Here is a 22,412-nt window from a genome sequence, read left to right on the forward strand (position 1 = left end):
TGTTGCCTCATTTTGGCAACAGGTAGCTGGACCACACGGCGCGAAGAAGCCGGCCCTGGGATTATTTGAGAGGAAGTTCACGATATGACGAGCCTGAACAGCAACGCGTACCGCCTGTCGGTCCTGGCCGCTGGCGTGGTCGGCTTTTTGGGCGCACAACTTCCTGCTGCTTTTGCGCAGCAGCAACAGCAGATTCCGCAGGGCTGGTTCAAAGCCTGCACCAAGCAGGAAGACGTCGACATCTGCAATGTCCAAAACATCACCACTGCCGGCAACGGCCAGCTCGTCACCGGCGTCAGCCTGATCGAGTTGAAGGGCAAGGTAAACCGCAAGGTGTTTCAGGTGACGGTTCCGACCGGTCGCCTGGTTCCTCCCGGCATTGGCCTTCAGATCGATACCGGGAAGGCGCAGAAGCTCGATTATGTGATCTGCTTCCCCGACCGCTGCGTGGCGGAAGTGCCGCTGACCGACCAGCTCGTCGCCTCCTTCAAGAAGGGCTCGAACCTGACGCTGACCTCGGTCAATTTCCAGAACCAGCCGAACCCGATCAAGATCGCGCTGACCGGCTTCAGCGGCGCCTTCGACGGGCCGCCGCTGCAGCAGTCGGATATCGAGGATCGGCAGAAGAAGCTTCAGGATTTTGTTGCCAAGAACAACCAGGACTTCGCCAAGAAGCTCAAGGAAGAGCAGGACAAGGCGAAGACCGCCAACTGATCGCGCTCAAGCGAACAAGAAAAAAGCGGGGTCATGCCCCGCTTTTTTCGTTCCGGCCGGCCATTTCTGATCCCGGTCAGGCGCGCAATCTCGTCATGTCAATGTCTTGACTGGCGTCTCGGCGCGTAGCGCCCATCCGGCCTCTTGTCGAACATCTCGCCGATCTGCGGATGTCGCACCGGTTCGCCAGACTGATCCTCGAGCAGGTTCTGCTCAGACACATAGGCGATGTATTCCGTTTCCGAATTCTCGGCGAGCAAATGGTAGAAGGGCTGGTCCTTGCGCGGCCGCACATCCGCGGGGATCGCCTCGTACCATTCGTCGGTGTTGGCAAACTGCGGATCGACATCGAAAATGATGCCGCGGAACGGAAACAGCCGGTGGCGAACCACCTGTCCGATCGAGAATTTGGCTGTCTTCATCGTACTCACCACTAAGTCCCAGGAGTGCTGCGCGGCCTTGGAATGCGCAGACTCCCTAAGACCTTGAATTTACGCATTACGCTACAAAAATCGAGCCCGACTTTAGGGCTGATGCCTGGCTCTATTTGGCGCAGACGCCGCGTCAATTCAATGCCGAAGCGCTTGACGCCCCGTCAATCTACGGGCTAGCCCCGCCCGAGGGCGTGCTACCGCCGGATTTGTTTCCTTAATCCGCCGGCGAGCGCCGCAAAACCACTGCCGGGCAGCAAGCCCTCGCGCATGAAAAAGGCGCGCAGCGGCGCGAAGCCGCCGAGCACGCCGAGGCCGGCACTTCGGGCCATCTGTGCCGGCAGCATGTCCGAGAGCAGCGACTTGTTGAGCAGGTTTACCGCGCTGCTGCGTGCCACAATGTCGGGCCGACGCCTGAAATCATAAGCTGCAAGTGCCCTGACGGCGCCTGGATCGGTCCTGTTTTCGCAAGCAATTCCAATCAGATCGTCGATGTCCCTGATACCAAGGTTGAGACCTTGCGCGCCAATCGGCGGGAACACATGGGCGGCTTCGGCGACAAGCGCCACCCGGTTACGCGCGAAGCACCGCGGCGTCACGCCCGAAAGCGGGTAGATCTGCCGGCCGGGCTCGACAGACACCCGGCCCAGCATCGATTGCATCCGCAGTTCGACCCGCATCGAAAGCGTCGCGTCGTCCAATGCGGCGAGTTCCTTCGCTGTTTCCGGTTCTACCACCCAGACAAGGCTGGACCGGTTGCCGGGCAGGGGAACCTGGGTGAACGGACCGGTCTCGGTGTGGAATTCGGTCGAGGTGAAAGCGTGATCGCTGCGGTGGCCGAAATTGAGAACCAATGCCGCCTGCGGGTAGGAACGGGCGGATGTCGAGATGCCGGCAGCCTCGCGGGCCGGCGACAGACGCCCGTCGGCAGCGACCGCCAGCGACGCCGCGATCTCACTGCCGTCAGACAGGACCGCATGGGCATGATCGGCGTCGAGGCGCCAGCTCTCCACCATCAATTTTCGCCATTCGATGCCGGAATGCGCGGCAACAGCCCCGGCAAGCGCGGGGTTGAGCGCGCTGTTGGGTAAATTCAGCCCGAACTGCTCCTCGCCGATTTCGCTGGCGCGAAAAATGACCACCGGGCTGCGGATCAGCCGGCTGGTTGCATCGACGATGCGCATCACCTTCAGCGCTGCGGCCTGGGATCTCACCTCGTCGAGGACGCCCAACCGCTCAAGCATCTTCAGGGCCGGGTTCATCAAGGCCGTCGTTCTGCCGTCTTGGCTATTTGCCTCAGGTCCGACGAGCGTCACCGGAAAGCCGGCATCTGCGAAGCCAAGCGCCGCAATCAGCCCTGCCGGGCCGCTGCCGGCAACCAGTATCCGTGCTGTCTCCCGATGGTCCAAATTCGGCTTCCCGGTTGCGAGGCGAGGCGGTCGGTCCGACCTGATAGGCATATAGGTCAGATCATGCGGCTTGATCAACGCGGCGATTCGGCCCATTCGATTTGCCATGACCGGCCAAGACCATGATTTCAGCCATCTCGACCGTGTCGGCCGTGCCACGGCAAGCGTCTCGCGCAATCCTCGACTGACGGTGAACATCGTCTTGGGGGCAGGCGTCCTCCTGGCATGGCTGCTTCTTGGCGCCATGGCGATACGTGGCGCCGAAAGCCGGGTTCCCGGCATCGATGCACCCGGCGACACGATGCTCAGATATCTGCCGGAGCTGCCGCTGCCGGATTTTCTCGAGCGCTTCTTCACCCTTTGTCTCGCACCCGCGCCGCTCGACGGAGGCGTCGGCGCGCAGGCCGGAGCGCTCATCGTCATGTGGTTCCTGATGGCGATCGCCACCATGCTGCCCTCGGCGGCGCCGATGATCCGTACCTATTGCGAGATCGCCGATACTGCGCGGATCAAGGGCGAACCGGTCGTCCATCCGCTGGTCCTGGTCGCCGGTTACCTCAGCGTGTGGTTGGCCGCGTCGGCAGTGTTTGCGGCGCTGACGCTCGCCGTCCACACCTTCGCCTCATCTGTGCAGATGCTCGATCCAGTGGTCGGAGCGACCGGAGCAGCCGCGCTTTTGGTTGCCGGCCTCTACCAGTTCAGCGGCCTGAAGGAAGCCTGCCTGACAAAATGCAAAAACCCGTTCTCGATCCTGTTTTCGAACTGGAGCGCGAGGCCCGGCCGCATTTTCCGGCTCGGCATGGAGCAGGGCGTCTGGTGCCTCGGCTGCTGCTGGGCGCTGATGCTGGTGATGTTCGCTGTCGGTGTGATGAACGTGTTCTGGATGGCGCTGATCGGCCTGTTCACCTTGATCGAAAAACAGACGGCGGGCAGGCTGCCAACCCGGGTCGCCGGTGCGATACTGCTTGTCTGGGCAACCGCCCTGCTAGTAGTCTCGACATAAGGGGAGAGAATTCGATGGCAGATCAAAGCTGGGCAATGAAAGGAGAGCTGGTGCTCTCCTGCAATTGCACGGTTTTTTGCCCTTGCGTGCTGTCTCTCGGCAATCATCCGCCGACCGAGGGCTATTGTCAGACCTGGGCAGGGTTCCGCATCGATGCCGGCCATTTCGGCGAGGTCGACCTGTCCGGTCTCAACCTTGGGCTGGTCATGGAAATCCCCGGCTATATGAGCCGCGGCAACTGGACGGCCGGACTGTTCATCGACAAGCGCGCCTCGGTCTATGCGGTCAAGGCATTGACGAAAATTTTCACCGGCAAGGCCGGCGGAACCACCTCACTGCTCTCCATCTTGGTCGGAAAGTTCCTCGGCGTCGAGCAAGCGCCGATCACTTATGAGACGCGCGACAGGACGCGGGTCTTCCAGATACCGAAAATCATCGATGGGGCGGTGACGCCGATTGCCGGCAAGGACCGCGACAAGGATACGGTGATCAGCAATTCGGAATACTGGATCGCACCGGAAATCATCGTGGCCAGGTCCGACAAGAGCAAGATGCGGGCCTTCGGCCGCAACTGGAATTTTGCCGGCCGCTCGGCCGAAATCTGCAAGCTGGACTGGCGGGGCCCGTGAGTAAAAAAATAACGGCCAGGAAAATCACAGACAGGATTCCAAGGCCGAAAAAGAAAGTCACGTGGCCGCAGGCACGCGCGTTTTCGGTCCACCTGCTGACCGCGTCGGGTTCGTTCCTGGCATTCCTGTCGCTGGTGGCTGCGAGCGAGCAGCGCTGGACAGCGATGTTCTGGTGGCTGGGACTGGCGCTATTCGTCGACGGTATCGACGGGCCAATCGCCAGGAAACTCGAGGTCAAGGAAATCCTGCCGACGTGGTCGGGCGAACTCCTCGACAACATCATCGACTACGTGACCTACGTGCTGATACCGGCCTTCGCGCTTTATCAGCGTGGCTTCATGGGCGAGGGCCTGTCGTTCCTGTCGGCGGCGATCATCGTGGTATCGAGCGCGATCTACTATGCCGACACCGGCATGAAGACGAAGGAAAATTTTTTCAAGGGGTTTCCGGTGGTCTGGAACATGGTGGTGTTCACGCTGTTCGTCATCGATCCGGGACAATGGGTTTCCTTCGCCGTGGTCGTGGTGGCCGGCATCCTGACCTTCATGCCGATCTATTTCATCCACCCGGTGCGGGTGGTGCGGCTGCGCCCGATCAACCTTGGCATGACGCTGCTATGGTGCGCTTTCGGAGCGCTGGCCCTGGCGCAGGCGGCTCTTGCCGCCTTCTACGACCAGATCGGCGTTTTGGGCGAGCAGGTGAGTGTCTTTACAAAGATCGGCATCACGGTCACCGGGCTTTACCTCGCTTGCATCGGCGGTATCATGCAGCTCTTTCCAAATCTCGGCGCCAAGCCGGATGACAAGAAAGCCTGATCCCCAAGAGCGCCTGATCCCAAGAGAGCCAGAAAATGTCCAAAGCGATCCGTATCCACGCCAATGGCGGTCCGGAGGTTCTGACCTATGAGGACGCCGAACCGGGCCAACCCGGCTCGGGGCAAATCCTGGTCAGACACACGGCGATCGGCCTCAATTTCATCGACGTCTATCATCGCTCCGGCCTTTATCCTCCGCCAGGCGGTTTCCCGCTTATACCCGGCAGCGAGGCGGCCGGATTGGTGTTGGAAGTGGGCGCGGATATCGACTGGCTGAAGCCGGGCGATCGCATCGCCTACGCCGTGACGACTGGCGCCTATGCCGAGCAGCGCGTGATCGCCGCCGACCGCGTCGTGAAGGTGCCGGACGGCATCAGCGACGAACAGGCGGCCGCCATGATGCTGAAAGGGATGACGGCGGAGTATCTGCTGCGCCGTACCTTCAAGGTGAAAGCGGGCGACACGATCCTGTTTCACGCGGCGGCCGGCGGTGTCGGGCTGATCCTCGGCCAATGGGCAAAGCATCTTGGCGCAACCGTGATCGGCACCGCCAGCTCTACCGACAAGATCGAGCTCGCCAAGGCGCATGGCTTCGACCATGTCATCAACTACCGCGAGCAGGATTTCGTCGCCGGCGTCCTCGCCATCACCGGCGGCAAGAAGTGCGACGTCGTCTATGATTCGGTCGGCAACGACACCTTTCCTGCCTCGCTCGATTGCCTGAAGCCGCTCGGCATGTTCGCCAGCTTCGGTCAATCGTCAGGCCCGGTCCCGCCGTTCAGCATGTCGTTGCTGGCGCAGAAAGGTTCGCTGTTCGCAACCCGTCCGACGCTGTTCGTCTACAACGCCAAACGCGAAGACCTGGAAGCATCCGCCGCCGCATTGTTCGAAATCGTGCTCAGCGGTGCGGTCAAGATCAAGATCAATCAGCGCTACGCGCTTAGGGATGCCGGCAGGGCGCATTCCGACCTTGAAGGTCGCAGGACGACCGGAACAACCATTCTTACCCCATGAGCCTACGCATGGTGCTTTTCCGAAAATCGATTTCGATTTTCGGGCCGATGCGCTAGGTTTCCGCTGAAATTCTTGAAGCTCTTTCAAGACGGGTGCCGCTTTGCGACGACAGCAGGCCGCGCATACCATGCCTGCGGGAACACAGAACATATCTGGCAAACCAGATGGGAGGCACTGTGAGTGCAAATCAGGACGGCGCAACCCTGCTTGAGGTTCGTGGCCTCACCAAGACGTTCGGCACGCTTACAGCGTGCGACCATGTCGATCTCAACGTCGCGAAAGGCGAAATCCACGCGCTGCTCGGCGAGAACGGCGCCGGCAAGTCGACGCTCGTAAAAATGCTGTTCGGAACACTGGAGCCCAATTCGGGCGAGATTTTCTGGAACGGTCAGGCGGTCACGATCACCAATCCCGGCTTTGCGAAGAAGCTTGGCATCGGCATGGTGTTCCAGCATTTTTCGCTGTTCGAGGCACTGACGGCGGCCGAGAACATCGCCCTGTCATTGGACGACGGTTCGCCGATCAGCACGATTGCCGCGAAGGCGAGGGCGCTTTCCTACAGCTATGGCCTGCCGCTCGACCCGCAATCGCTGGTCGGCGACCTGTCTGTCGGTGAGCGCCAGCGTATCGAGATCATCCGCTGCCTTCTGCAGACGCCGCAGCTCATCATCCTCGACGAGCCGACTTCGGTGCTGACGCCGCAGGAAGCCGACAAACTGTTCGAGACGCTCGAACGGCTGCGCTCGGAAGGAAAGTCCATCCTCTACATTTCGCACCGCCTTGAAGAGGTCAAGCGCATCTGCGACCGCGCCACCGTGCTGCGCCACGGCAAGGTGGTTGGCCATTGCAACCCGCGCAAGGAAACCGCAGCATCACTGGCGCGCATGATGGTCGGCAACGACGTGCAGGCCGTGGTACGCGCGCCGGCCCAGGGTATCGAGACCGCGCAGCCGCTGCTTGAAATCCGCGCGCTCAGCCGCAAGCCGGCAACGCCGTTCTCGATCCCGCTCAGGAACATCAACTTGACGGTGCGCGCCGGCGAAGTGATCGGCATTGCAGGCGTCGCCGGCAACGGCCAGGGCGAGTTCTTCGAATCCGTTTCCGGCGAGGTGCCGCAGCAGGATACCGCTTCGGTGCGCATCCGCGGCAAGGATGCCGGCGGCCTCAGCATCACCGGCAGGCGGTTGATGGGCGCTGCCTTCGTGCCGGAAGAGCGGCTCGGCCACGGTGCGGCGCCGCGAATGAAGCTCTCGGAAAACCTGCTTCTGTCGCGCCATGCCACCGATGGAAAGGTGTTTGTCGGCGCCGGTGGAATGGTCAAAAGCGATGCAATCTATGCCGCTGCCCAGCGCATCATCAAAGCGATGGATGTGCGCAAGAGCGCTCCGGATCCAGAGGCGGCAGCGCTTTCAGGCGGCAATCTGCAGAAATTCATCGTCGGCCGTGAACTCGACCGCAGGCCAAGCGTGATGGTCGTCAATCAGCCGACATGGGGCGTCGACGCCGGTGCTGCCGCCCACATTCGCCAGACGCTGATCGAACTGGCGCGCAGCGGCTCGGCAGTGCTGGTCATCAGCCAGGATCTCGACGAATTGTTCGAAATATCCGACGCGATCGCGGTGATGCACAATGGCGAATTGTCGAAGCCTTTGCTGATCGCTGAGGCCACGTTCGAAAAGATAGGACTGCTGATGGGCGGGGCCGAGCCCGGCCACGCCGAACACGCTGTGGAGACGTCATGATGCGCCTCGAACTCGTCAAACGGCCACAGCGCTCGATGCTGTTCTCGGCGCTGTCGCCCTTCATTGCATTCGTGTTGACGATCGTTGCCGGCGCCATCCTGTTCGCGCTGCTTGGCGTCAATCCTTTGAAGGCGTTCCAAATTTACTTCATCGAGCCGGTCAGTCAGGTCTGGCAGCTGCATGAGCTGGCGATCAAGGCGGCACCGCTCATTCTGATCGGGGTCGGCCTGTCGGTCTGCTACAGGGCCAATATCTGGAACATCGGCGCGGAAGGCCAATTCATCCTGGGCGGCATCGTCGGCTCGAGCATTCCGGTGCTGTTTCCGCAGTTTGAAGGCCCGCTGGTGCTGCCGCTGATGCTGCTGTTCGGCATGATCGGCGGCGCCGCCTACGCCGCCATTCCGGCTCTGCTCAAAGCGCGCTTCAACACCAACGAGATCCTGACCAGCCTGATGCTGGTCTATGTCGCGCAGCTGTTTCTCGACTGGCTGGTGCGTGGTCCCTGGCGCGATCCGAAGGGTTTCAATTTCCCGCAGACGATACAGTTCAACGACTCGGCCATCTTGCCGGAACTGATGCCGGCCTCTGGCCGCGCCAATTGGGGTTTCGTCTTTGCGCTGGTCGCGGCGGTGCTGGTCTGGATCCTGATGAGCCGCATGCTGAAAGGCTTCGAGGTCCGCGTGCTCGGCTCAAGTCCCAGGGCAGGGCGCTTCGCTGGCTTCGGCATCAACCGGATGGTGTTCTTCGCCTTCATGCTGTCGGGTGCGCTGGCCGGACTTGCCGGCATCTCGGAAGTCTCCGGCGCCATCGGCCAGTTGCAGCCGGTCATTTCGCCCGGCTACGGCTTCACCGCCATCATCGTGGCGTTCCTCGGCCGGCTCAATCCACTAGGCATCGTCGCGGCGGGCCTGGTGCTGGCGCTGACCTATCTCGGCGGCGAGGCGGTGCAAAGCGCGCTCGGCATCTCCGACAAGGTGGCGCGCGTGTTCCAGGGCATGCTCCTGTTCTTCGTGCTCGGCTGCGACACGCTCATTCACTACCGCATTCGTCTGATTGGCTTTGCCGCGCCGAAGCTTGAATCCGCACCGAAGCTGGAGGAGGCCCGCTGATGGACATCACCGTCAACATTCTTTTGACCATCGCAACCGCGGCGACGCCTTTGCTGATCGCGGCGATCGGCGAGCTGGTGGTCGAACGTTCCGGCGTGCTCAATCTCGGTGTCGAAGGCATGATGATCATGGGGGCGGTCGGCGGTTTCGGCGCCGGCTATCTCACCGGATCGCCGTGGATCGGGTTGTTGGCGGCGATCGCCTTGGGTGCGGTGTTTTCGCTGCTGTTCGCCGTCATGACGCTGTCGCTGGCCACGAACCAGGTGGCGACCGGTCTGTCGCTGACATTGCTCGGCCTCGGCCTTTCCGGCATGATGGGCACCAGCTTTGTCGGCCAGCCCGGCGCGAGGCTGCCAAACCTCGACATTCCCGGCCTGACAGCGATCCCGGTCATCGGCAGGTTGTTGTTCGGCCAGGACCCGATCTTCTACATCTCGATCGCATTGACCGCCGCCATCATGTGGTTCCTGTTCAAGACCCGCACCGGACTCACGCTGCGCTCGATCGGCGACAGCCACACATCGGCCCATGCACTTGGCATCCAGGTCATCCGCTACCGCTATCTCTCAGTGATCTTCGGCGGCGCCTGTGCAGGCCTTGCCGGGGGCCACCTGTCGTTGGTCTATACGCCGCAATGGGTAGAGAACATGACCGCCGGGCGCGGCTGGATCGCGCTGGCGCTGGTCGTGTTCGCATCATGGCGGCCATGGCGGGTGCTGGCCGGCGCCTATATCTTCGGCGCGGTATGGATCGGCCAGCTTCATGCACAGGCTTTTGGCATTCCGGTTCCTTCGCAACTGCTTTCTTCGTTGCCCTATCTGGCAACCATCGTGGTTCTCGTTCTAATCTCGCGCAACAAGCGTTTGACGATGATGAACACACCGGCTTCCTTGGGGCAGCCATTCGTTCCGGATCGTTGATAATAAAAGACAGCCGGGAAGCTCCAGGGCTTAACTCAGAGAGGTAACACGATGAAAAAACTGCTTATTGCGCTGATGGCCACGGCGGCAGCATTGTCGCTGGCGGCGACCGCCGAAGCACAGGAAAAGCTGAAAGCCTGTTGGGTCTATACCGGCCCGATCGGCGATTTCGGCTATTCGTACCAGCATGACCAGGGCCGCCTGGACGTAGAGAAGGCACTCGGCGACAAGGTCGAGACCGCATACCTGGAGAACGTCTCCGAGGGTCCCGATGCCGATCGTGCTTTCGAGCGCCTGGCGCGCGAAGGATGCAAGATCATCTTCGGCACTTCCTTCGGCTTCATGGACCCCGAAGTGAAGGTCGCCAAGAAATTCCCCGACGTTAAGTTCGAGCACGCGACCGGCTACAAGACGTCGGACAATCTCGGCATCTACAATGCGCGCTTCTACGAAGGCCGCTACATCCTCGGCCAGATCGCCGCCAAGCAATCGAAGTCGGGCGTCGCCGGCTACATCGTTTCGTTCCCGATCCCCGAAGTGGTGATGGGCATCAATTCCTTCATGCTTGGCGCCCAGTCGGTCAACCCGGACTTCAAGGCGAAGATCGTCTGGGTCAATTCATGGTTCGATCCGGGCAAGGAAGCCGATGCCGCCAAGGCTCTGTTCGACCAGGGTGCCGACATCATCGTCCAGCACACCGACTCGACCGCTGCCCTGCAAGTCGCCGAAGAGCGCGGCCTGCAGGGGTTCGGCCAGTCTTCGGACATGATCAAGTTTGCCCCCAAGGCGCAGTTGACCTCGATCGTCGACGATTGGGGACCCTATTATATCAGCCGGGTGAAGGCCGTGCTCGACGGCACATGGAAGCCCGGCAACGTCTGGCTGGGCATCAAGGACGGCGCCGTTAAAATGGCCGCTTACACCAACATGCCCGATGACGTGAAGGCGATGGCGCAAGCCACCGAGAAGAAGATCGTCGAGGGCTGGAACCCCTTCACCGGGCCGATTGCCAAGCAGGACGGCACGCCATGGCTCAAGGACGGCGAAGTCGCCGACGACGCTACGCTGCTCGGCATGAACTTCTACGTCAAAGGCGTCGATGACAAGCTGCCGCAGTAAGCGCAAGCACTGGGGAGGGCGCCTTCGGGCGTCCTCTTTTCATGCGCAGAGTTTCGAAGGTTAACCTGCCCGACTGCGAGTCCCACTCACGAAAGTTCAGCGGGCGATTATCGTATGGACGCCCGCGGGCAGCCTGATGCGATCCGATGTGGGAGCGAGCGCCGGGCGCCCTTCCGTCGTGATCTGCCATATCTCGACGGCGCCGCCAAGGGGCGCTTCGTCATTGCGGTAACGGTTCACGCCGACGAAGAGCTTTTGTCCCGTGCGATCAAAAGCGAGTCCTTGCGGCAGCACACCTTCGAGCGGCCATTCGCCGTGCGGTGACAGCCGTCCTGTTTCAGTGTCCAGCTGATAGAGGCTGAGCGACGCGTGCTCCGTCCAGTCGCGCGAGCCGTCTGGCTTGCCGGTGCCGCGAAGGTTGGACGTGACAAGAAAGCGGCCGTCGGGGCTGAAGGCGATCGTCTCGGCGCCCCAGCCACCGAGCGCGATGTGAGGCACGGTGTGCCTTGCCGCGTCGCCCGTCGCGCCGACATCGGCAAGCCGGACTGTGGTGAGAATGCCCTCCTGAACGCCATAGAAGCCAGTTGTATCGATTCCCCATTGAACATCGGAGGTGATGTAGTAGCGGCCGTCGGGCGAAAAGCGGCCGATAAAGGGGAACTTGTTCGTCTGGACGCGATTGCCCCAGGGACGAATAGCAGAAACCGCCCCGTCCTTTCCGCGCAGCACCTCATAGAAGGCAACCTGACCACGGTCGACGAGATTGACCCCGATATACCGGCCGCTTGGATGCCACTGCACCCAGCTCGCCTTCAATGGAATGAAACCCGTTGACGGCTCAAGACCGAGACCAAAGCTGGATACGGGGCCGAACCGACCCTCTCTGACCGGTACGAAAGTGAGTTCGTGTTCGGCGTCGACAGTTATCGCGGCGATAAGATCGCCTGCAGGATTGAGGTGGATCGCCTGCGGTTGGATTCCGATCCTCACACTGTCGACCGCCGCCGAGTGGCCGCCATCGAGCCGGAGCGATCGGATCGTGTCGCCTTGCTGCAACTCGTCGAGGCGGGTCGCCCTTTCGGGCCGTTGGCGGAAAGTTTCGGCGACGAAAACGAACTGGCCATCCAGGGAGATGTCTAGTGCACCGGGCGGCCCATAGGTCGAATTCGAAACCTCCATCATCGCGACAGAGCGAGACCGCTCCGTCGGCGAGGTGATGATGGACAGCGTATCCAGATAGTGAGGGTCTGGAGGCCCGAGCTCGCCCGTCTCGTAGACGGTCGGCACCATATCGAGATCCGACAACACGAAGACGGCCCCTCCGTGACCTTCGGCCGGCTGAGCACTTGAGAGGCTCGGCATCAGGAATAGAACGATAGCAGCGAGAGAACAGCGTCGCATCCATGTCTCCATATCTATTGGAAGGCGCCTATCTTCCGGGTTCGCTTTCAGTCGTCCAATCGATATTTGACATCTCAATATTCCCATCAGTAATAAACTGTCGGAGGCCCAGTGTGAATCTAGCTGCCGTCGATCTGAACCTGCTTGTCGCCTTCGACGCCCTCCTCAGTGAAGGGAGCGTGAGCGCGGCGGCAGCCCGCATCGGGCTCAGCCAGCCTGCGATGAGCAAGCGCCTCGCCCATCTGCGTCGGCTTTTCGCCGATGATCTCTTCGTTCGTCATGCCGGTGGCGTGCGGCCGACCGAAAAGGCGCTCGATCTCGCCGATCCGATCCGGGCCGCGCTACGCCAGATCCAGGATGCGTTGGGAGGATTCGGCCAGTTCTCGCCGGAGCGATCGGGTCGCATCTTCAGGATCGCGACCACCGATCACATCGCGGCGACTTTGATGCCCAGACTGATGCCGGTGCTTCGTTCAGCGGCGCCTAGAGTTTCGATCGTCTTGCGCAACTTACATCGCCAGGAGATCGTTGATTGTCTCGAGAAGGGCTCGATAGACCTTGCGATCACCATCCTGCCCGATGCGCCGACGACGATCAAACGTGCATCGCTCTTCCACGTGAACTGGATATCGATCGTCTCGGCCGAGCATCCTGAGATCCGCGACGCGCTGACGCTCGAGCTCTTTCTGAAGTATCCGCACTTGCTGGTCACTCATGTCGGCGATCTGAAGGGCTACATCGATCGTCTGCTGGACGACCGCGGCCTGAAGCGGACCGTTGCAATGAGCCTGCCTTATGCGCTCGCCGTGCCGGCGATCATCGCCGAGACGGACATGATCTGCACCTTGTCGGCAAACGTGATCCGGCTGACGAATTGGCCGCGCGTGCGCTCTTTTCCGCTGCCCTTCGACTACTTCGGTTATCAGGAAACTCTGCTTTGGCATCGGAGGAACGACAGCGATCCCGGTCACGCCTGGCTCAGGCAGATGCTTATCCGCGTAAGCGAAACAGTCACGTCCTAGCGCGCTTTGCGTTTTGGTCGAACCAAAACCGCGCTCTAACTCTCTATTTTAAGCCTTTTGTCGGACGCCAAACGAAGATGTTTGGCTGCAAAATGCTCTAGCAGAAGGGGTCTTCACCCCGCTGGCCATCAGACGGCCGAGCCGTAGAGATCGTAGGCGTCGGCGCGGTCGATCTTGACGGTGACGATGTCGCCGGCGCGCAACGGGCGCCGCGACTGGATATGCACCGAGCCGTCGATTTCGGGCGCGTCGTATTTGGTGCGGCCCTTGGCCGAGGTGCCATGCGCCTCGTCAATCAGGACAGGCAGGCGCTTGCCGACCTTCCTGGCGAGCTGCGTCGCCGAGATCTTCTGCTGGCGCTGCATGAAGCGGTGCCAACGCGCTTCCTTGATCTCCTGCGGCACCTGTTCGAGGCCGAGGTCGTTGGAGCGGGCGCCCCTGACCGGCTCGTATTTGAAACAGCCGGCGCGGTCGATCTTGGCTTCGTCCAGCCAGTCGAGCAGCATCTCGAAATCGTCGTCCGTCTCGCCGGGGAAGCCGACGATGAAGGTGGAGCGGATGGCCAGATCCGGACAGATTTCGCGCCAGCCGCGAATGCGGTCGAGCGTCTTTTCGCCATGGGCGGGCCGGCGCATGTTCTTCAGCACCTGCGGCGAGGCGTGCTGGAACGGGATGTCCAGATAGGGAAGGATCTTTCCTTCGGCCATCAGCGGGATGACATCGGCAACATGCGGGTAGGGGTAGACATAGTGCATGCGCACCCAGATGCCGAGCTTGCCGAGTTCCTCCGACAGATCGAGGAACTTTGCCCGCACTTCGCGATCGCCGAACATGCTGGTCTGGTATTTGATGTCGATGCCATAGGCGCTGGTGTCCTGCGAAATGACCAGGATCTCCTTGACGCCGGCCTTGGCCAGTTTCTCGGCTTCGCGCAACACGTCGGCCGCCGGCCGCGAGACGAGATCGCCGCGCAGCGCGGGGATGATGCAGAAGGTGCAGCGATTGTTGCAGCCTTCCGAAATCTTGAGATAGGCATAGTGGCGCGGCGTGAGCTTGACGCCTTGCGGCGGCAAAAGGTCGACATAAGGATCGTGGCTCGGCGGCGCGGCCTCATGCACGGCAGCCATCACGCTCTCGTAGGCCTGCGGACCGGTGATGGCGAGAACGCTAGGATGTTTTTCGCGGATGACGTCCGGTTCGGCGCCGAGGCAACCGGTGACGATGACCCTGCCATTCTCCGATAGGGCGGAGCCGATGGCATTGAGCGATTCATCGCGAGCCGAATCGAGGAAGCCGCAGGTGTTGACGACGACCAGATCGGCGCCGTCATGCTTGCGCGCGATCTCATAGCCTTCGGCGCGCAGGCGCGTGATGATGCGCTCCGAATCCACGAGGGCTTTCGGGCATCCAAGGCTGACGAAACTGACGCGAGGGGCAGACATAGAGGTTTTCCGGCTTTTCAGGATTGGCGGCGCAGTACCACACTTATTGCGGCATTGGTATGGGCCCGCGGCAACCGCGACGAAACGCACGATGAATGTATCGGTGCCGACGACGGAAACGGCGGGACAGGCGGCGTCAGCTCACCGCGTTGTTCACATGCGGCCAGACTTCCAGCGCGCCTCGATAGACCATGTCGAGCGCGACATACAGAATGATCAGCAGGCCGATATAGGCAATCCAGCGGTGGCGGTGCAGCAGCTTGGCGATAAAGGTCGCGGCCAGACCCATCAGCGCGATCGAGAGAACGAGGCCGATGATCAGCACGGAGAAATGATCGCGCGCCGCACCAGCGACCGCAAGCACATTGTCGAGCGACATCGACACGTCGGCGACGACGATCTGCAGTGCGGCCTGGCCCAGCGTCTTGCGCGGCGACTTGCCAGCCACGGCATCGTCCTTGTCGAGATCGGCATTTGACAGCGCCTCGGTCGCTTCCAGCTCGTCGGCATGGGAGGTGCGCAGTTCGCGCCACATCTTCCAGCAAACCCACAAAAGCAGGATACCACCGGCCAGCAGCAGACCGACGATCAAGAGCAGTTGAACGGTTACTGCTGCAAAACATATGCGCAGCACGGTCGCGGCCAGCACGCCGATGAGGATGGCCTTCTTGCGCTGCTCGGCCGGCAGGCCGGCCGCGGCAAGGCCGATGACGATGGCGTTGTCGCCTGCAAGTACGAGGTCGATGGCGATAACCTGGAGCAGGGCGGAGAAGCCTGCGGCGGTAAAAATTTCCATCAACTGGAAGTTCCTTGCTTGTTTGTCGATCGTCGGCGCCGAGTATTCGGACGCCTAACGTGTATGGTTCCCGCGCGTCAAGAGATCGCTTGAGGACAAGGCCGGCAAACCGCCTGATCGCGGCGGAAATCGCCAGCAGCCGGTGAAAGCTAGATACGCTGGCGCATGACCCGGAAACCGGAATTCGGTCTCCGAAAAGGATTATGCGCCGATTCAAACTGCTGGAGCGTCCTTTGCGCGTCCAGTCGGACGCGCGACGCTCTAATTATAGAGGTTGTATTCCGACCAATCGGTTTCCGGAATCTCGTCGCCGATCCGATAGCGAAAATCCAGAACCTGCATATGATCCGGCGCCGTCCGGCATTTGAATTTCAGCCGGTACCATTGTCCCTTGCTGCGAAAGGCAGCCCCAGGACTTGTGATTGCGTCGGTCTCCATTTCGGGCGTCGCAAAAGCGTAGGCGACCACGCGATCGGCTTTGTATTTGTGGTCATCATGGGTGATCCGGTCGAGCACTTCAGCATCGCATCGCTGTTCGAGCCGGGTTTGCGGGTCGAGCTTCAACAAGCCGGTGCGCAATGCGCTATCCATCGCGTTAGCCGGCCACGCCAGCGTCACCGACGCCAGAACCGTAAGACAGAGCTTCTTCATGGGCGGGAGGAGCATCATATTTGGGCGGAGAAATCAACCGCGTGCCGTTCCGAGCCAGGGTTATGAATGATGAAGACGCCATGAACGGGGTTTGACACCGGGCGAATTTTCGGTCCCGTGCAATCGTCACATCTGCACGGACATTCCGCCGTCAACGGTCAGCACATAGCCATTGACGAAGGATGCCGCATCGCTGGCCAGGAACAGGGCGGCGCCGGCGATTTCCTCCGGCCGTCCCCAGCGTTGCAGCGGAACCCGCTGGCGGGCGAAGGAAAGCATGTCGGGATCTTCCGCCAGCGCGGCATTGGTCTCGGTTGCGAACATTCCGGGGCAATGGCGTTGCTGGTTACCCCGTGCGCGCCGTATTCGACGGCCATGCTGCGCATCAGGCCGGTCAATCCCTGCTTGGCGGCGGGATAGACGGCATCGCCTGGACGTGCCATCTCGCCGACGATCGAGGTAACGGCGATCAGCCGGCCATGCCCCTGCGCCTTCATGATTTCCGCCGCATCCCGCGACAGCGAGATCGCCGAAAGCAGATCCGTGCGGATCAGATCAAGGATATCGTCGTCGCCGAACGCGGCGAGCGGCCTCCTGTCGCGGGCTCCGACATTGTTGACGAGGATATCGAGCCGGCCGCGGGTTCTGCGGATATCCGCGATCACGGTGCGGCCGGCCGCCACGTCCGCTATGTCGAAGGCGGCCGCCTGAGCACTGCCGCCGCTCGTGGCGATGGCGGCGACGGCGCCGTCGAGCACTGCGGCCGTACGTCCGGTCACAACAACATGGGCTCCTGCTTCCGCAAAGGCGCGCGCGATCTCGAAGCCGAGCCCGCGCCCACCTCCGGTGACGAGCGCCACACGCCCAGCCAAGGAAAATCTGTCGAAAATGCTCATGCCAAGCGATCCTCTGCAGGCATAGGAACGGTAAGCCGATCCCAGGTGGTAAATGGCGGGCCAAGCTCTTCGATCGAGCGCTATGTCTACGCTACAGCACTCTGCCTCCAATGAACTTTTCCATTCGGCGGATGGCTACGCAAGTGTCTTGAACGCGGCCGCGCAGCGCGCTCGAAAAAATCCCTTAGACACGACAGCCGCCGGATTTGACCTTTCGTCGCCCACTTTCCCGACTCTGTTGGCGGTTGTCGTGACCGGCTCCACCGCTTAGAGTTCGCCGAGAGGGGCAATCATATGAATACGCAGAGTCGGTCTTCATCTTTGGCCGCGAAGACGCCGCAGGCGTTCGTCCGCACGCTGGATGAAATGCGGTGAAGATACAAATGCATGCCCGCATTTTTACCGACAGTGTCAGCTTCATGGACATTTCCATGTTCCGTGTGGAAGGCATGCAGGTAACGATTACGCCTGGTTGGAAGTATAAACCTTGCGACGTCGCGGTGATGTATGGGCTTGCCAATCCGCCCCGACGCTCCCAGCAGGGGCGTCTCAGGAACGCCATCTATCGGGAACACAACGGACCCATCGTCGTCATCGAAAGCTCGCTGATCGGCCGGAGTTTCAATCAGCGCCTGCCCGGTTGGCTCGCGGCGTTGCGCCGTCGGCCGCTGCGCCCGCGGCAAGTTCACCCGTACTACCGCGTGGCTGTAGGCGGAGCGTTGGGCGACGACGCCGATTTTTGTGCAGAAAACAGCCCGCCGGATCGATGGGAAAGGGTGCAGGCCGAATTCGGGATCAAGCTGACGCCCTACCGAACCGAGGGAGATTACATACTCCTGGTTGGACAGGTGCCCAAGGATGCCTCGCTACGGGGCATCGACATGGTGAGGTGGCTACACGAGACCGCGGCGGCGATCAGGAAGATCAGCGATCGTTCAATCCTGATCCGGCTGCACCCCAGCACGCGATGGCGAGATCAAGAAGCCGTTGTCGATGCTTGCTCGACCGTGCCCAGGGTCACCATCTCGCGCGGCAGGCGGCCGTTCGCTGACGAGGTGGCAAATGCGTGGGTGTGCGTAACCTTGTCATCCGGTGCCGCAATCGATGCGTTGATCGCGGGCGTTCCGCCGATATGTCTATCTCCGGCGAGCCTCGCATACCGCCTTTGTTCCAACAGTCTCGATGATATCGAGCACCCGAAGCAACCGGAGCGCGAGCAGTTTATGCGCGACCTCTGTCACAGTCAGTGGACGCCGCGTGAGATGTCCGACGGAACCGCATGGAGACATATTTTTCCGGCGGTCGAACGAGAGATGGCGCGAACCGGTGGTGATTCCGGCGAGCATGGTGCAGGGCGTTCCCGGGTCATTTGGGCGGTACAGGCCGACCATCAGGGCTATCACCGACCAGAGACTGTCCTGTCGGCGTCGGAGAAGCAACGTTGGGCGAGGTCGCTTGCGCTTTGGACAGTCGCCGCCCGTATTCTCCCAGGCAAGCGAAAAAGATATCTGCACAGGCGGGCCACGGCTCTATTCATGCTCGGGCGTTACGGCGAGGCCGAGTTGGTGTTCTCGGAGCTTCGCAGCCGCAATCCAGACTTTCCAGGCGGACATGAAGGAGCAGCCCGTTCGGCAGAGAAGCTGGGCCACTGGGGTATCGCGGCGGAGGCTTGGGCGGCGGCAAGCAGGCTCGCGCCTGGCCGCAAGGCACTCGCCGGACATGCCGCGGCCCTGCTGAAACTTGGAAAGCTGGCGGAAGCCGAAGCGGTTTTTGGCCTGCTGTGCGAACGTTTTCCGGCGGAAATCGCCGGATATCGAGGCCTGGAGCGGATCGCTTCCGAACGCGGCGACTGGCCACTCGCACTGCAAATGCAGGATATCATCTGGAAGACATTGAGCGACCCCGACGCTATGCGGCGCAAAGTTCTGTTGCTTGTGCGGCTACAGCGAATTGCCGAGGCTAAGGAGATCGTCAAGGAGTTGGAAGCGGGGAGCTCGCCACTTGCTTACCTGCTTGCCTCGATGCCACTTCTGGAAGCCACGCACGACTGGGCCACCATGAGCCAGCTTTTAGGCACGAACGAAGCGCTGCTCCTCGGGAATTGGCAGCTGCTGCATTCCTATTTAGGCGTTCTGGGAAGGCTCGGCCGGGCAGATGAGGCACTGGACGTGCTTGACCGCAGCCGCGCGGGTAAGGAGGCAGCCCGCAAGAAGCTTCGGATCAACTGCCTTATACAAGCGCATCGGTACTTTGAGGCCGGTGAATGCTTGCGTCAGATTTGGGAGCACGGGAGTATCGACGAGTTCTCGCCTGAAATCCTGTCGGCTATGGTGAGTGCAGCCTGGGAGGTCGGCGGGGCTGGTCTCGCGAACGTCGTTTTGGATCGCGTAGACGCGGAAGCTCCCCATACCGTAGCGGGGGAATTGCTGAGGCTGTCTGCAATTTTTCAGCGTACGAGACTGCGCTCCCTTAATTGTCTGGTTTCCTCATCTGAAAGCGCCTTCGATCAGGGGCCTCACATTGAGCAACTGGTTCGGGATCATCTCGCGCACAGCCCGGGATCGGTGGGGGCTGAAAATCGACGAGATGCAGTTCGCGACATCTGCGGGATTTTTGTCCGGCTTCGTTCTGGGCATACGGACTTCTTCCCAGATCCCTCCTTCGTCCTGAATGAAGCGCTTGAAGTTGCAACGTGCATTGCTGAGGCATTCGATGAACTGAAGCCTCTTTCGCTGATCAGGTTGGGCGATGGGGAAGGGTGCATGCTTCCCTACAGAACCGAACTGGAGGTGTTTCGCGAGACGGACAGGGAAGCGACCCAGCAGACCTGGTGGGGGCGCGCTGCCCAAGTGGATGACGCGCTGGAGTGGCAGCTGAAAGAAGCGATACGTTCCGCCGATGTCGTTGGGCTTCCTGATCTCGATCGCACTAGTCGCGGTATTTTGAGCAACTCCCTGGAGGCGTTGGGAGACGGCGGCAGAAATGCCCGCGGCCTCCTTGCATCGATCGATTTCGCTGCTGGAAACACCAACAAGCAAGCCGTGCTGACCTCCTGCCATATCCACCAATCCCTATCCTTCTGGGGAATTTGGGACCTGCTGCTCCCCAGGCTTGGAGCCGTGTCCCTGATCACATGTCATGCCAAGCTCGGCGGCGTTCTGGCGCAGCGACACGGGATAACTATCGAGACCGTCCACCTGGTTCCGCCGGAACACAAATACGCCGCAGGCTTCGCCAGCATAGCCGGCGATGCACACTATCCACACGCCTTCACAAGGCTGAGGGATCGATTGTCGGGGCCGCTGCGCGGTCGTGTTTTTCTCATTTCAGCCGGCATGCTGGGTAAAATCTACTGCATGTGGATCAGGCAAGCGGGGGGTATCGCCATCGACATCGGAAGTGCCGCGGATTTCTGGTGCGGACACGATACGCGCAGCGTCGCGGATATCGTGACCTACAGGAGTCCTGCCGGTGTGGCGGAACAGGTCCGGGATCTAGCGTCGGAGCATTCCCGATTCGCCCGGTTGCTACCGCTCGATACCTCGGCAAAGTTGTTGCTTGGAAATCCCGCTTGAGCGAGGCATCTCCCGAACTTGCCGTGGTGGTCCTTTCCGTTGGTGCACCGGTGGAATTGAAGACGGCAGTGGATTCGCTGCTGGCGCAACCAATTCCGATCGAGATCGTCGTCGTCAACTCAGGCGGTGGCGATCCCCGCTCCGTTCTTTCGAGTGAAACCTCCGGTATCAGCGTCATTTCCACCCCGCAACTGCTGTGGCCAGGGGCCGCGCGAAACGTTGGCATCAGATCCACTCGCGCACCCTGGGTCGCATTTCTCGCCTCCGATCTCGTCGCCAGTCCGGGCTGGGCGGCCAACCGGCTCCTGCTTCACAAGAAAGGCCGCAACTCCGTAGCCTCGGCCTTGGTCAACAGCCATCCGCGGAACCTCTATGCATGGGCAAGCCATCTCTCGGTTCTGGTTCGCCGGATGCCCGGTGTGCCCAAGAAGAAGGCGCTCCGCTACGGCGCAAGCTATGCCCGAACGCTCTTCGAAAAATATGGCGGGTTCCGGGAGGACCTTCGGGTCGGGGAGGATACGGAGTTCCACCGCCGGATGAAGCGTGCCGATCGTCCGGTCTGGGCCCCTTCGGTTCAGGCATCGCACCTGAACCCAACCAACTTCCGGCAGATGATCCAGGATCAGCTTGCCCGCGGCAAGCGCGCCGCAATCCACTGGCCTGCGCTCGACGAGAGCTCGCTGCTGAGGCGAGGCTTCAGCCGGTTCATGCTCATCGCGCCGCTTTCTTTCAGATCGGTTCGAGGGCTGGATCGCCTGTTCGTTGTCGCATCATGGCCGCTCGTCCTGGCGTGCACTTTCGCCTACGAGCGCGGCGTCGACAGAGGTCAGCGCGAACTGGCGCGGGCGGGCGGATCAGGTGCCGCGCGCGTGACGGTAGTGGCAATCCTCGACCGGGATGACTGGCAAGCGAACACGGATATCGTGGTGGTTGTCGATCCGACCTACAGGCATCTCACCTGGATTCCCCGTGATCTTTGGGTACCCAGCCTCAACGATCGCATCAATGCGGCATTTGCGATCGGTGGCGGCGATCTTCTCTTGAAAGCGGTTCGAGAACTGGGGTTTCGAGCTGAGAGCCTGCTGTGTGTCAGGCGCGCCGCGACCGAGGCTGCGCTTGAGGCGGTTAGCGTCACTGTGCCAGTGAGCGAACCTCTCGACTTCTGGTATCCCTTGCATCCTACGCGCCCGATCGAGGAGGGACGCAAGGCCATCTCGTTCCGTCCCCCAGAAGAGCTTCTTTCAGGCGAGCGACTTCACCAGTGGATAGGGGCGCGGAGCATGATCAATCGCAGCGGGTCGGACCTGTTGCGGCTGGATCGTCAGCAGTTGTTGCTGAAAGCTCTGCTCGCAGCCGACTTTGATTTCCAGCGTGTGCTTCGGGACCCGAGCTTATACCGGACTTCCGGAAAGAATCCCCTGGCGGCACTGTCCAGGGTGGGGCCTGATTGGTATTTTTCCACTCTCGGCCCCCTCAAAGATGCGACGACTGATGGAAAGGCTGTTCTCGTAAAGGGGTAAACGTCCCGGTGCGAGACTCAAGACGGCGCGAGCCGAGCGCGGGCGTCGCGGACCTCGGCTTGCGACCGCTTCCGTGGTCATGCCGGCCATTCCACGATCTCTTGGTGGAATACTCAACAACTGCCTGGTTCTTCCTGACGTGGCATCACACCAGACGGAGCTTGATTGAGAACGACAACAGGGGTTGAAGCAAGCCGCCATCGCA

18 protein-coding genes and 1 pseudogene are annotated in these 22,412 nt (G+C 61.2%); 12 read left to right on the plus strand and 7 right to left on the minus strand.

Going from position 1 to position 22,412, the window contains the following annotated elements; all coding sequences use genetic code 11:
- Positions 1 to 84: 84 nt before the first annotated feature.
- Positions 85 to 714, plus strand: coding sequence for an invasion associated locus B family protein (locus tag EJ075_RS28280; RefSeq protein WP_095486806.1), 630 nt, complete (start codon positions 85 to 87; stop codon positions 712 to 714).
- Positions 715 to 812: 98 nt separating this feature from the next.
- Here the strand turns inward: EJ075_RS28280 and hspQ are convergent, their stop codons facing one another.
- Both hspQ and EJ075_RS28290 read right to left on the minus strand, forming a co-directional pair.
- Positions 813 to 1,136, minus strand: a complete 324-nt coding sequence (gene hspQ / locus EJ075_RS28285) for a heat shock protein HspQ (protein WP_164547210.1) — start codon at positions 1,134 to 1,136, stop codon at positions 813 to 815.
- A gap of 206 nt (positions 1,137 to 1,342) precedes the next feature.
- Positions 1,343 to 2,554 carry a UbiH/UbiF family hydroxylase gene (locus tag EJ075_RS28290; protein WP_126106587.1) on the minus strand — a complete coding sequence of 404 codons (1,212 nt, stop codon included), beginning with the start codon at positions 2,552 to 2,554 and terminating at the stop codon, positions 1,343 to 1,345.
- Between the two features lie 106 nt (positions 2,555 to 2,660).
- On the opposite strand from EJ075_RS28290, the gene EJ075_RS28295 reads away from it, so the two are divergent.
- The 8 genes from EJ075_RS28295 (at position 2,661) to EJ075_RS28330 (ending at position 10,904) form a co-directional block, all read left to right on the plus strand.
- Positions 2,661 to 3,557: a DUF2182 domain-containing protein gene (locus tag EJ075_RS28295; RefSeq protein WP_126106588.1), complete on the plus strand. Its 897-nt coding sequence runs from the start codon at positions 2,661 to 2,663 to the stop codon at positions 3,555 to 3,557.
- 14 nt (positions 3,558 to 3,571) lie between these two features.
- Positions 3,572 to 4,186 carry a DUF1326 domain-containing protein gene (locus EJ075_RS28300; protein WP_095486803.1) on the plus strand — a complete coding sequence of 205 codons (615 nt, stop codon included), beginning with the start codon at positions 3,572 to 3,574 and terminating at the stop codon, positions 4,184 to 4,186.
- The gene (gene pcsA / locus EJ075_RS28305) at positions 4,183 to 5,001 is read left to right on the plus strand and encodes a phosphatidylcholine synthase (protein WP_164547211.1); all 819 of its coding nucleotides are present in this window, start codon (positions 4,183 to 4,185) and stop codon (positions 4,999 to 5,001) included. The genes EJ075_RS28300 and pcsA overlap by 4 nt, the downstream gene beginning before the upstream one ends.
- A 35-nt stretch (positions 5,002 to 5,036) precedes the next feature.
- The gene (locus EJ075_RS28310) at positions 5,037 to 6,014 is read left to right on the plus strand and encodes a quinone oxidoreductase (RefSeq protein ID WP_126106589.1); all 978 of its coding nucleotides are present in this window, start codon (positions 5,037 to 5,039) and stop codon (positions 6,012 to 6,014) included.
- Positions 6,015 to 6,178: 164 nt separating this feature from the next.
- Positions 6,179 to 7,756 (plus strand): ABC transporter ATP-binding protein, encoded by a 1,578-nt coding sequence (locus EJ075_RS28315; protein WP_164547212.1) that lies wholly within the window; start codon positions 6,179 to 6,181, stop codon positions 7,754 to 7,756.
- Positions 7,753 to 8,865, plus strand: coding sequence for an ABC transporter permease (locus tag EJ075_RS28320; protein WP_126106591.1), 1,113 nt, complete (start codon positions 7,753 to 7,755; stop codon positions 8,863 to 8,865). Before EJ075_RS28315 ends, EJ075_RS28320 begins: the two co-directional genes overlap by 4 nt.
- A complete protein-coding gene (locus EJ075_RS28325; RefSeq protein WP_126106592.1) occupies positions 8,865 to 9,785 on the plus strand; it encodes an ABC transporter permease in 921 nt (306 codons plus the stop codon). Before EJ075_RS28320 ends, EJ075_RS28325 begins: the two co-directional genes overlap by 1 nt.
- A 51-nt stretch (positions 9,786 to 9,836) precedes the next feature.
- A complete protein-coding gene (locus EJ075_RS28330) occupies positions 9,837 to 10,904 on the plus strand; it encodes a BMP family ABC transporter substrate-binding protein (RefSeq protein WP_095486798.1) in 1,068 nt (355 codons plus the stop codon).
- Positions 10,905 to 11,000: 96 nt separating this feature from the next.
- Here EJ075_RS28330 and EJ075_RS28335 read toward each other — a convergent pair whose 3' ends face one another.
- On the minus strand, positions 11,001 to 12,194 hold the full coding sequence (locus EJ075_RS28335) for a beta-propeller fold lactonase family protein (RefSeq protein ID WP_164547213.1): 1,194 nt from the start codon (positions 12,192 to 12,194) through the stop codon (positions 11,001 to 11,003).
- Between the two features lie 224 nt (positions 12,195 to 12,418).
- Here EJ075_RS28335 and EJ075_RS28340 point away from each other — a divergent pair, with 224 nt between their 5' ends.
- A complete protein-coding gene (locus EJ075_RS28340) occupies positions 12,419 to 13,327 on the plus strand; it encodes a LysR family transcriptional regulator (protein WP_164547214.1) in 909 nt (302 codons plus the stop codon).
- 128 nt (positions 13,328 to 13,455) lie between these two features.
- Here EJ075_RS28340 and rimO read toward each other — a convergent pair whose 3' ends face one another.
- From rimO to EJ075_RS28360, 4 genes and pseudogenes are all read right to left on the minus strand, one after another.
- The gene (gene rimO, locus EJ075_RS28345) at positions 13,456 to 14,769 is read right to left on the minus strand and encodes a 30S ribosomal protein S12 methylthiotransferase RimO (RefSeq protein WP_126106595.1); all 1,314 of its coding nucleotides are present in this window, start codon (positions 14,767 to 14,769) and stop codon (positions 13,456 to 13,458) included.
- Positions 14,770 to 14,905: 136 nt separating this feature from the next.
- Positions 14,906 to 15,565 (minus strand): TerC family protein, encoded by a 660-nt coding sequence (locus tag EJ075_RS28350; RefSeq protein WP_095486794.1) that lies wholly within the window; start codon positions 15,563 to 15,565, stop codon positions 14,906 to 14,908.
- A gap of 261 nt (positions 15,566 to 15,826) precedes the next feature.
- Positions 15,827 to 16,234 carry a DUF930 domain-containing protein gene (locus tag EJ075_RS28355; RefSeq protein ID WP_126106596.1) on the minus strand — a complete coding sequence of 136 codons (408 nt, stop codon included), beginning with the start codon at positions 16,232 to 16,234 and terminating at the stop codon, positions 15,827 to 15,829.
- Positions 16,235 to 16,342: 108 nt separating this feature from the next.
- A pseudogene (locus EJ075_RS28360) lies at positions 16,343 to 17,112 on the minus strand (SDR family oxidoreductase).
- A 383-nt stretch (positions 17,113 to 17,495) separates the two neighbouring features.
- Here EJ075_RS28360 and EJ075_RS28365 point away from each other — a divergent pair.
- A complete protein-coding gene (locus EJ075_RS28365) occupies positions 17,496 to 20,687 on the plus strand; it encodes a hypothetical protein (RefSeq protein WP_126106597.1) in 3,192 nt (1,063 codons plus the stop codon).
- Positions 20,684 to 22,207 carry a glycosyltransferase family A protein gene (locus EJ075_RS28370; RefSeq protein WP_126106598.1) on the plus strand — a complete coding sequence of 508 codons (1,524 nt, stop codon included), beginning with the start codon at positions 20,684 to 20,686 and terminating at the stop codon, positions 22,205 to 22,207. Before EJ075_RS28365 ends, EJ075_RS28370 begins: the two co-directional genes overlap by 4 nt.
- The last annotated feature ends 205 nt before the right edge of the window (positions 22,208 to 22,412 follow it).

Source organism: Mesorhizobium sp. M6A.T.Cr.TU.016.01.1.1 (assembly GCF_003952585.1).
Classification (GTDB): Bacteria; Pseudomonadota; Alphaproteobacteria; order Rhizobiales; family Rhizobiaceae; genus Mesorhizobium; species Mesorhizobium mediterraneum.